At 66.8% G+C, this 9,851-nt stretch carries 11 protein-coding genes; 10 read left to right on the forward strand and 1 reads right to left on the reverse strand.

The features are described 5' to 3' along the window. From WBF82_RS16495 to tsaD, 8 genes are all read left to right on the forward strand, one after another. Positions 1-555 (forward strand): ADP-dependent NAD(P)H-hydrate dehydratase (locus WBF82_RS16495; protein WP_424384049.1); only part of this gene is annotated, 555 nt, incomplete at its 5' end. Positions 556-573: 18 nt separating this feature from the next. After that, the gene (locus tag WBF82_RS16500; RefSeq protein WP_424384050.1) at positions 574-1,956 is read left to right on the forward strand and encodes a glutamate decarboxylase; all 1,383 of its coding nucleotides are present in this window, start codon (positions 574-576) and stop codon (positions 1,954-1,956) included. A gap of 95 nt (positions 1,957-2,051) precedes the next feature. Next, the gene (alr, locus tag WBF82_RS16505) at positions 2,052-3,218 is read left to right on the forward strand and encodes an alanine racemase (protein WP_424384051.1); all 1,167 of its coding nucleotides are present in this window, start codon (positions 2,052-2,054) and stop codon (positions 3,216-3,218) included. Then, on the forward strand, positions 3,215-4,339 hold the full coding sequence (locus tag WBF82_RS16510; RefSeq protein WP_424384052.1) for an alpha/beta fold hydrolase: 1,125 nt from the start codon (positions 3,215-3,217) through the stop codon (positions 4,337-4,339). The genes alr and WBF82_RS16510 overlap by 4 nt, the downstream gene beginning before the upstream one ends. Positions 4,340-4,352: 13 nt before the next feature. Beyond that, positions 4,353-4,799: a tRNA (adenosine(37)-N6)-threonylcarbamoyltransferase complex ATPase subunit type 1 TsaE gene (gene tsaE / locus WBF82_RS16515; protein WP_424384058.1), complete on the forward strand. Its 447-nt coding sequence runs from the start codon at positions 4,353-4,355 to the stop codon at positions 4,797-4,799. After that, on the forward strand, positions 4,796-5,428 hold the full coding sequence (gene tsaB, locus WBF82_RS16520; protein WP_424384053.1) for a tRNA (adenosine(37)-N6)-threonylcarbamoyltransferase complex dimerization subunit type 1 TsaB: 633 nt from the start codon (positions 4,796-4,798) through the stop codon (positions 5,426-5,428). The genes tsaE and tsaB overlap by 4 nt, the downstream gene beginning before the upstream one ends. Then, a complete protein-coding gene (gene rimI, locus WBF82_RS16525) occupies positions 5,425-5,877 on the forward strand; it encodes a ribosomal protein S18-alanine N-acetyltransferase (protein WP_424384054.1) in 453 nt (150 codons plus the stop codon). The genes tsaB and rimI overlap by 4 nt, the downstream gene beginning before the upstream one ends. Next, positions 5,874-6,899: a tRNA (adenosine(37)-N6)-threonylcarbamoyltransferase complex transferase subunit TsaD gene (tsaD, locus tag WBF82_RS16530; RefSeq protein WP_424384055.1), complete on the forward strand. Its 1,026-nt coding sequence runs from the start codon at positions 5,874-5,876 to the stop codon at positions 6,897-6,899. Before rimI ends, tsaD begins: the two co-directional genes overlap by 4 nt. 3 nt (positions 6,900-6,902) lie before the next feature. On the opposite strand, the gene WBF82_RS16535 is transcribed toward tsaD, so the two are convergent. Next, on the reverse strand, positions 6,903-7,541 hold the full coding sequence (locus WBF82_RS16535; protein WP_424384056.1) for a C39 family peptidase: 639 nt from the start codon (positions 7,539-7,541) through the stop codon (positions 6,903-6,905). Between the two features lie 293 nt (positions 7,542-7,834). On the opposite strand from WBF82_RS16535, the gene groES reads away from it, so the two are divergent. Beyond that, a complete protein-coding gene (gene groES, locus WBF82_RS16540; RefSeq protein ID WP_293332383.1) occupies positions 7,835-8,137 on the forward strand; it encodes a co-chaperone GroES in 303 nt (100 codons plus the stop codon). Between the two features lie 91 nt (positions 8,138-8,228). Beyond that, positions 8,229-9,848, forward strand: coding sequence for a chaperonin GroEL (groL, locus tag WBF82_RS16545; protein ID WP_424384057.1), 1,620 nt, complete (start codon positions 8,229-8,231; stop codon positions 9,846-9,848). Positions 9,849-9,851: the final 3 nt, after the last annotated feature.

The following is a 9,851-nucleotide window of genomic DNA, read 5'->3' on the forward strand; positions in this document are numbered from 1 at the left end:
GTGCAGGCCTGGGTCGTCGGGCCGGGCCTGGGCACCGACGAGACCGGAGCTGCCGCACTGTGGTTCGCGCTGGGCACCGACCTGCCGGTGCTGGTTGACGCCGACGGGCTGACCATCCTTGCGGCTCACCCCGACATGGTCAGCGGCCGCCGCGCCCCGACCTTGCTGACGCCGCACGCCGGTGAGTTCGCCCGACTGGCCGGCGCCCCTCCCGGCGACGACCGCGTCGGCTCCACCCGCAAGCTCGCCGACGCACTCGGGGTCACCGTGCTGCTGAAGGGCAACGTCACCGTCATCGCCGAGCCGGGCGGGCCCGTCTACCTGAATCCGGCCGGGCAATCCTGGGCCGCGACCGCCGGGTCTGGTGATGTGCTGTCCGGGATGATCGGCGCGCTACTCGCCGCCGGCCTGCCGACCGGCGAAGCCGCAGCCGCTGCGGCCTTCGTGCATGCCCGCGCGGCCGCGCTGTCAGCCGCCGACCCCGGCCCGGGTGACGCGCCGACATCGGCGTCACGGATCGTCCCGCATATTCGAGCCGCCCTGGCCCGCCTGTAGTCGCAGAAAGGAACTCCTGTGCCACAACACCCATCCCTGCCCGCCCACTCGATCGCGCCCGCCTATACCGGTCGCCTGTTCACCACCCCGGTGCCGGCATTGCGGCTGCCCGAGGAATCCATGGACCCCGAAGCCGCATACCGGTTCATCCACGACGAGCTGATGCTCGACGGCAGCTCGCGGCTGAACCTGGCGACGTTCGTCACCACCTGGATGGATCCCCAGGCGGACCGGCTGATGGCAGAGACGTTCGACAAGAACATGATTGACAAGGATGAGTACCCGCTGACGGCAGCAATCGAGCAGCGCTGCGTGTGCATGGTCGCCGACCTCTTCCACGCCGACGGCCTGCGCGACGACGACCCGTCCAGTGCCATCGGGGTGTCGACGATCGGCTCCAGCGAGGCGGTCATGCTCGGCGGGCTGGCGCTCAAGTGGCGGTGGCGCGAAAAGGTCGGCAAGGACTGGAAGGGCCGCACCCCCAACCTGGTAATGGGCTCCAACGTCCAGGTGGTCTGGGAGAAATTCTGCCGCTACTTCGACGTCGAACCGCGCTATCTGCCGATGGAGGAGGGGCGTTACGTCATCACGCCCGAGCAGGTCGTCGAGGCCGTCGACGATGACACCATCGGGGTGGTGGCGATCCTGGGGACCACCTACACCGGTGAACTCGAACCCATCGCCGAGATCTGCGCAGCGCTGGACAAATTGGCGGCCGGCGGGGGCGTGGACGTTCCGGTGCATGTCGATGCCGCCAGCGGCGGATTCGTGGTGCCCTTTCTGCACCCCGAGCTGAAATGGGACTTCCGGCTGCCACGGGTCGTGTCGATCAACGTCAGTGGGCACAAGTACGGATTGACCTACCCCGGTATCGGGTTCGTTGTGTGGCGCAGCAAGGAGTACTTACCCGAGGACCTGGTGTTCCACGTGAATTATTTGGGCGGCGACATGCCGACCTTCACGCTGAACTTCTCTCGCCCCGGCAATCAGGTCGTCGGCCAGTACTACAACTTTCTGCGGCTGGGCCGCGAGGGCTACACGCAGGTCATGCAGACGCTGTCGTCGACCGCGCGCTGGCTGGGTGAGCAGCTGCGGGGCGGCGAGCACTGCGAGCTGATCTCGGATGGCTCGGCGATCCCCGTCGTCGCCTTCCGGCTGGCTCGCGGCCTGGGCTACACCGAGTTCGACGTCTCCCACGAGCTGCGGGGCTTCGGCTGGCAGGTACCGGCCTACACCATGCCCGACAACGCCACCGACGTCTCGGTGCTGCGCATCGTGGTGCGAGAGGGGCTCTCCGCCGACCTGGCCCGGGCGCTGCACGACGATGCCCGTACCGCGCTGAATAGCCTCGACAAGCTCAAGCCCAGCGGCCACTACAAAGCCGAGCATTTCTCCCACTGACGGTTTTGCGCCACGAGGGTAACAGCAGGGCGATTTTCGACCGATTTTCTGGCCGTGGCGTTACGCGTCGGCGACGCTTTTGCAGTTCTGGGACAATGGCGGCCGTGGCTACGCCGATATCCCTGACCCCGGGCGTCCTCGCAGAGGCCGTGGTGGACTTGGATGCCATTGCGCACAACGTGCGGGTGCTGCGCGAGCACGCTGGCGATGCGCAAGTGATGGCCGTGGTCAAGGCCGACGGCTATGGGCACGGCGCCACCCAGGTGGCCCGCACTGCGCTGGCCGCCGGTGCCGCGGAGTTGGGTGTCGCGACCGTCGACGAGGCGCTCGCGCTGCGCGCCGACGGCATCGCCGCGCCCGTGCTTGCCTGGCTGCACCCGCCCGGCATCGACTTCGGACCCGCGCTGCTGGCCGACATCGAGATCGCGGTCTCCTCGGTGCGCCAGCTCGAGCAGCTATTGGATGCGGCGCGTCGCACCGGCCGCACCGCCACCATGACGGTCAAGGTGGACACCGGGCTGAACCGCAACGGCGTCGCCCCTGGCCACTACCCGGCGATGCTGACCGCGTTACGTCAAGCCATCGCCGAGGACGCGGTCCGGCTGCGCGGGCTGATGTCACACATGGTCTACGCCGACCAGCCCGACAACCCGATCAATAACGTTCAGGCAGGGCGGTTTACCGAGCTAGTGGCGCAGGCACGCAGTCAGGGCCTGCGCTTCGAGGTGGCCCATCTGTCCAATTCATCGGCCACGATGTCGCGTCCCGACCTGGCCTTCGACATGGTCCGGCCTGGCATCGCGGTATACGGCTTGAGCCCTGTGCCGAGCCTTGGCGATATGGGTCTGATACCGGCGATGACGGTGAAATGCGCTGTCGCATTGGTGAAGTCGATTCACGTTGGCGAGGGCGTGTCGTACGGGCACACCTGGATCGCCGAGCGTGACACCACGGTCGCGCTGATGCCGATTGGCTACGCCGACGGTGTTTTCCGGTCGCTGGGCGGGCGGCTGGACGTCCTGATCAACGGCAGGCGGTGCCCCGGCATTGGGCGGATCTGCATGGACCAGTTCGTCGTTGACCTGGGTCCGGGGGCCGTCGATGTCAACGAAGGCGACGAGGCGATCCTGTTCGGACCCGGCACGCGGGGTGAACCGACCGCGCAGGAGTGGGCAGATCTGCTGGACACCATCCATTACGAAGTGGTGACCAGTCCGCGCGGACGCATCACCAGGACCTACCGCGAGGCCGGAAATCGTTGAGCGATGCGAACAATGATGGCTTCCACGCGGACAGGGCCGGCCTGGCGCGGTGGCTGGCAGGTGCCGCCGGTTTGGGTGCGGTAGGAACCATCGCCGGGGTTACCGCGGCGCGTTCGATGACCCGGCGTGCAGAAATCGAAGACCCTTATGCCCACGAGAACTTCGAGACACTCGATGGCGACCGCAGTTATGTGGTGACAACACCCGATGGCGTGCCGCTGGCGGTGCGCGAGGTCGGGCCCGCCGACGCGGCACTGACGGTGGTGTTCGCGCACGGATTCTGTCTTCGCATGGGAGCCTTCCACTTTCAGCGCATGCGACTGTCTGACGAATGGGGTCCGCAGGTCCGCATGATTTTCTACGACCAGCGCGGCCACGGCCGATCCGGCGAGGCTCCGCCGGAAACCTACACGATCACACAGCTGGGCATGGACTTAGAGACGCTGCTGCAAGTGATCGCGCCGCGTGGCCCGATCGTGGTCGTCGGTCATTCGATGGGCGGGATGACGGTGTTGTCGCACGCTCGGCAGTACCCGCACCACTACGGTAGCCGTATCGTCGGAGCTGCGTTGATTGCTTCTGCGGCACAAGGAGTTGCGAAGTCACCGCTGGGCGAGATTCTGAATAACCCGGCACTGGAGGCTGCTCGGTTCGCCGCGCGGTCAGCTCCCAAACTGGTTCAACGCGGCCGCAACGCGACCCGTTCTCTGATCGGGCCGATCCTGCGAGCCGCGTCCTATGCAGACATTAACGTCAGCCCGAGCATCGTCGCGTTCTCGGAGAAGATGATGCTCGAAACCCCGATCCCGACCATGATCGAGTTTCTGCATGCGTTGGAAATCCACGACGAAACCGACGCGCTGTCGACGTTGGCGAACATCCCGACGTTGGTCGTCTGCGGCGACCACGACTTGGTCACCCCAGCCGAATACTCGACAAAGTTGGCCGACGCGCTGCCAGAGTCCGAATTGGTGATCGTTTCCAGGTCAGGCCATTTGGTGTTGCTGTCCAAGCCGGAGCCGATCAACGACGGGTTGGTGCGGCTGGTCAAGCGGGCGACGCCAGGCAGGTTCGCAGCATTGAGCCAGCGGTGGCGCGATCGGATCCGGCGCCGTGGCTGAAGGCCAGTCCGGCATGGCCACGCTGCCACATGTCGAAGACACCGTCGCGTTCGGGTCGCGTCTGGGCAGCCAGCTGCGAGCCGGGGACGTCGTGGTGCTTTCCGGCCCGCTTGGCGCTGGGAAAACCGTTCTGGCCAAGGGGATTGCCGCAGCGATGGATGTCGACGGACCCGTCACGTCGCCGACGTTCGTCCTGGCGCGGGTGCATCCGGCACGACGGGCTGGCGCCCCGGCGATGATCCACGTCGACGTCTACCGATTGCTGGAGCACACCGGCGCCGATCTGCTCGACGAGCTCGAATCCCTGGATCTGGACACCGAACTCGACGATGCGGTGGTCGTGGTGGAGTGGGGTGAGGGCCTCGCCGAGCGGTTGTCCGATCGGCACCTCGACGTCCGTCTCGAGCGCATGACGAACTCCGATGTGCGGACGGCGACCTGGCAATGGAGCTGTTCGTGAGCCGCGTCGTGTTGGCCATCGACACCGCGACGCCCGCCGTGACGGCCGGAATAGTCGCCGATGGCGACCTACTGGCCGAGCGGGTCAGCGTCGACGCCCGTGCCCACGCCGAACGGCTCACGCCGAATGTCTTGGGCGCCTTGGCCGATGCCGGGCTGCGGATGGCCGACCTGCAGGCTGTGGTGGTGGGCTGCGGCCCAGGTCCGTTCACCGGCCTGCGGGTGGGTATGGCGACCGCTGCAGCCTACGGGCACGCACTCGGCATCCCGGTGCACGGGGTCTGCAGCCTCGACGCGATCGGCGGGCAGACAACCGGCGAGACACTGGTCGTCACCGACGCCCGCCGACGGGAGGTGTACTGGGCTCGCTATCGCGACGGCGTCAGGATCGAAGGACCGGCCGTCACCGCGCCGGCCGACGTCGACCCTGGTGTCGCGCAGACGGTGGCCGGCTCTCCCGAGCATGCGGCGCTTTTCGGGCTGCCGCTGCGCGAACCATCGTATCCGGCGCCGGCCGGGCTAGTAGCCGCGGTCAAGGAATGGTCCGACAATCCGGCGCCGCTGGTGCCGCTGTATCTGCGTCGGCCGGACGCCAAGACGCTCGCCGAGCGAGAGGCGGCGCCGCGATGACCATCACGATCGGTGCGCTGACCGTGGCCGACGCCGACCGCTGCGCCGAGTTGGAGGCGGCGCTGTTTCCCGGTGACGACCCATGGCCCACAGCCGCGTTCGTTCGCGAACTCGCCGCCACGCACAATCACTACGTAGCCGCCCGTACGGCCGATACGCTTATCGGCTACGGCGGCATCTCGCGATTGGGCCGCACGCCGCCCTTCGAGTACGAAATCCACACCATCGGCGTCGACGCGGCTTATCAAGGCCGCGGCATCGGCCGCCGACTGCTCGACGAACTGCTGAAATTCGCCGCAGGCGCCGTCGTCCACCTGGAAGTCCGCACCGACAATGCGCCCGCGATCGCGTTGTATCGCAGCGTGGGATTCACCCAAGTGGGTCTGCGCCGGCGGTATTACCGGGTCAGCGGGGCCGATGCCTACCTGATGCGGCGGGAAGCCCTATGACGGTCATCCTCGCCATCGAAACCTCTTGCGACGAAACAGGAGTCGGCATCGCGCGACTCGACGACGACGGCACCGTGACGTTGTTGGCCGATGAGGTCGCGTCCAGCGTCGACGAGCACATCCGGTTCGGCGGTGTGGTTCCGGAGATCGCCTCGCGGGCGCATCTGGAGGCGCTCGGACCGGCTACGCGCCGCGCGCTGGCACAGGCTGGCGTGGAAAAGCCGGACATCGTCGCGGCCACCATCGGCCCAGGGTTGGCGGGTGCGCTGCTGGTGGGAGTGGCTGCGGCTAAAGCATATTCGGCTGCCTGGGAGGTTCCGTTTTACGCGGTGAACCATTTGGGCGGGCACTTGGCCGCCGACGTCTACCAGCACGGCCCGCTGCCGGAAAGCGTGGCGCTGCTGGTTTCCGGCGGCCATACCCACCTGTTGCATGTGCGTTCGCTCGGCGAGCCGATCATCGAGCTGGGCAGCACCGTGGATGACGCCGCCGGGGAGGCCTACGACAAGGTGGCCCGCCTACTGGGATTGGGCTACCCGGGTGGCAAGGCGCTCGACGACCTGGCGCGTACCGGTGACGGGCACGCAATTGCTTTCCCGCGCGGCATGACCGGCCCCCGCGATGACGCGTACGCGTTCAGCTTCTCCGGGCTCAAGACCGCGGTGGCACGGTACGTGGAGAGCCACCCGGAGGCAGCAACCGCCGATATCGCCGCCGGCTTTCAGGAAGCCGTCGCCGACGTGCTGACCATGAAGGCACTGCGCGCCGCCACCGAGCTGGGTGTATCGACCCTGCTGATCGCGGGGGGAGTGGCGGCGAACTCGCGGCTGCGCGAGATCGCCGAAGAGCGTTGCGCCGCAGCGGGATTGACGTTGCGGATCCCGCGGCCTCGGCTCTGCACCGACAACGGCGCGATGATCGCTTCCTTCGCCGCGCATCTGGTGGCCGCAGGTGCTGCGCCGTCACCGCTGGACGTGGCCAGCGACCCGGGCCTGCCAGTGGTCAAAGGGCAGCTGCCCTAATCGTCAGCCGGTTTCCCGGGTGACGATCAGCAGGTCGTCGCTGGTTGCCCAGGCTTGGCTGAACGTGGCCATCGGGATCTGCTCGTTGCGGCCATTGGGGGTGCCGCTGTCGTTGAGGTGAACCATGTTGGTGCCGGTGTCGACTCCGGTGACGACGACGGCGTGGTCGGGTTTGGTTCGGTCGCCCTCGCCGGCGGGGTAGTTCCAAATGGTTTCGGCGTTGAGCGCCGCGATCACTTTGTGGCCCCCGGCCAGATCCTGCTCCACCGTCCCCATGCTGTTGCCCGTCGTCAGGTCGGATGGGATGCCGTGTTTCTGCAGCAGCAGGACCATGTCTTGGGGCGAGGTGCCGTCAAAGTGGTATACGTCGCCGCGGTGAGATTCGCTTTTCGTGAAAATCCCGCGTAGCTCCATCCCGATTTGGGAGGGTTCTCTGCCGGTCAGCTGGCCGACCACGTCTGCGACGGCCATCAGGCCGCAGTCTTGTTGGTGCTGGTAGCGCCAGTAAGGGGCGGCAGCTTCGGGGTCGCCATACATTTGGCCGTCGGCGTGAGCGACGTCAGCCAATCCGATGGCGGCCGCGACAAAAAGGGTGGCCACTCCGGCGGTGCGGGTGGTGGCGCTTCGGATGCCGGTGAACATGACGTCATTATGAGCTCGTCGGCCTTGGTGAATCCTTAGAGCGCGATCGACAGGGCGTCTGCCTGCGGTTTTGCTCGTCCGTTCTCGATCGGCGGGCTGACCGATCGGGAAGCAGCGAGGCGACCTTGAGTGCTAGCACTCGCATGTATAGAGTGCTAGGTGGCAATCGCACGAACCCCTGTGCCGGCACCCGCGACGACGACGCGAGGGCGCGGACGAATGCCGAACACCTGGTAATCGAAGGTTCGGGGCAAGGGTCCCGGGCCATAACCGAACAAGTGGAGGCTCCAATCGTGGCGAAGGTGAAGATCAAGCCACTCGAGGACAAGATTCTCGTGCAGGCCAACGAGGCCGAAACCACGACCGCATCCGGTCTGGTCATTCCTGACACCGCCAAGGAGAAGCCCCAAGAGGGCACTGTCGTCGCAGTCGGCCCCGGCCGTTGGGACGAGGATGGCGCAAAGCGGATCCCGGTCGACGTGTCCGAGGGTGACACCGTCATCTACAGCAAGTACGGCGGCACCGAGATCAAGTACAACGGCGAGGAGTACTTGATCCTGTCGGCCCGCGACGTACTGGCCGTCGTTAACAAGTAACGCAAAGCGTGTTTCGCCCCGGCGATCCCCACGTCAACACGTGGCGGATTTCCGGGGCGGACCGCTTTCTTAGACGGGACAAGAAAGACTTATGAGCAAGCAGATTGAGTTCAACGAGACCGCGCGGCGGGCGATGGAAGCCGGCGTGGACAAACTCGCCGACGCGGTGCGGGTGACGCTGGGCCCGCGGGGCCGGCATGTGGTGCTGGCCAAGGCTTTTGGTGGGCCCACGGTAACCAACGACGGTGTCACCGTCGCCCGCGAGATTGACCTGGAAGACCCGTTCGAGAACCTGGGTGCCCAGCTGGTCAAGTCAGTGGCCACCAAGACCAACGACGTCGCCGGCGATGGCACCACCACCGCCACCGTGCTGGCGCAGGCGATCATCAGGGGCGGGCTGCGTCTCGTCGCTGCCGGTGCCAACCCGATCGAGATGGGCTCGGGTATCAGCAAGGCCGCCGACGCGGTGTCCGAGGCGCTGCTGGCCTCGGCCACGCCGGTGTCGGGCCAGAAGGGCATCGCGCAGGTGGCCACGGTGTCATCACGCGACGAGCAGATCGGCGAGCTGGTCGGTGAGGCGATGACCAAGGTTGGCCACGACGGTGTGGTCAGCGTCGAGGAATCGTCCACGCTGAGCACCGAATTGGAGTTCACCGAGGGCGTCGGCTTCGACAAGGGTTTCCTGTCGGCGTACTTCGTCACCGACTTCGACGCGCAACAGGCCGTGCTCGACGATCCGCTGATCCTTCTGCACCGCGACAAGATCAGCTCGCTGCCCGACTTCCTGCCGTTGCTGGAGAAAGTGGCCGAGTCGGGTAAGCCGCTGCTGGTGATCGCCGAAGATGTCGAAGGCGAGCCGCTGTCGACGCTGGTGGTCAACGCGATCCGCAAGACGCTTAAAGCCGTCGCGGTCAAGGCGCCGTTCTTCGGTGACCGTCGTAAGGCGTTCCTGGACGACTTGGCCATCGTGACTGGCGGACAGGTGGTCAACCCCGACGTCGGGCTGACGCTGCGTGAGGTCGGACTCGAGGTGCTCGGTTCGGCCCGGCGCGTGGTGGTCAGCAAGGACGACACGGTGATCGTCGAAGGCGGCGGCACCGCGGACGCCATCGCCGACCGCGCCAGGCAACTGCGCTCGGAGATCGAGGGCAGCGACTCCGACTGGGACCGCGAAAAGCTAGAAGAGCGGCTGGCCAAGCTGGCCGGCGGGGTGGCCGTCATCAAGGTCGGTGCCGCGACCGAAACCGCGCTCAAGGAGCGCAAGGAAAGCGTCGAGGACGCGGTTGCCGCGGCCAAGGCGGCCGTGGAGGAAGGCATCGTCGCCGGCGGTGGGACCGCGTTGCTGGCCGCCCGCAAAGCGCTGACCGACCTGGGGGCCTCGCTATCCGGCGACGAGGCGCTGGGCGTGGGTGTGTTCTCCGACGCGGTTAGCGCGCCGCTGTTCTGGATCGCGGCCAACGCCGGGATGGACGGCTCGGTGGTGGTCAACAAGGTCGCCGGGCTGCCCGCCGGGCACGGGTTCAACGCGGCGACGTTGACCTACGGCGACTTGGCCGCCGACGGAGTTATCGACCCGGTCAAGGTCACCAGGTCCGCGGTACTCAACGCGGCATCGGTGGCTCGCATGGTGCTGACCACCGAGACGGCCATCGTCGAGAAGCCCGCCGACGAGGACGAGCACGCCGGTCACCACCACGGCCACGCTCACTAACAG

This window comes from Mycobacterium sp. (assembly GCF_049673265.1).
Classification (GTDB): domain Bacteria; phylum Actinomycetota; class Actinomycetes; order Mycobacteriales; family Mycobacteriaceae; genus Mycobacterium.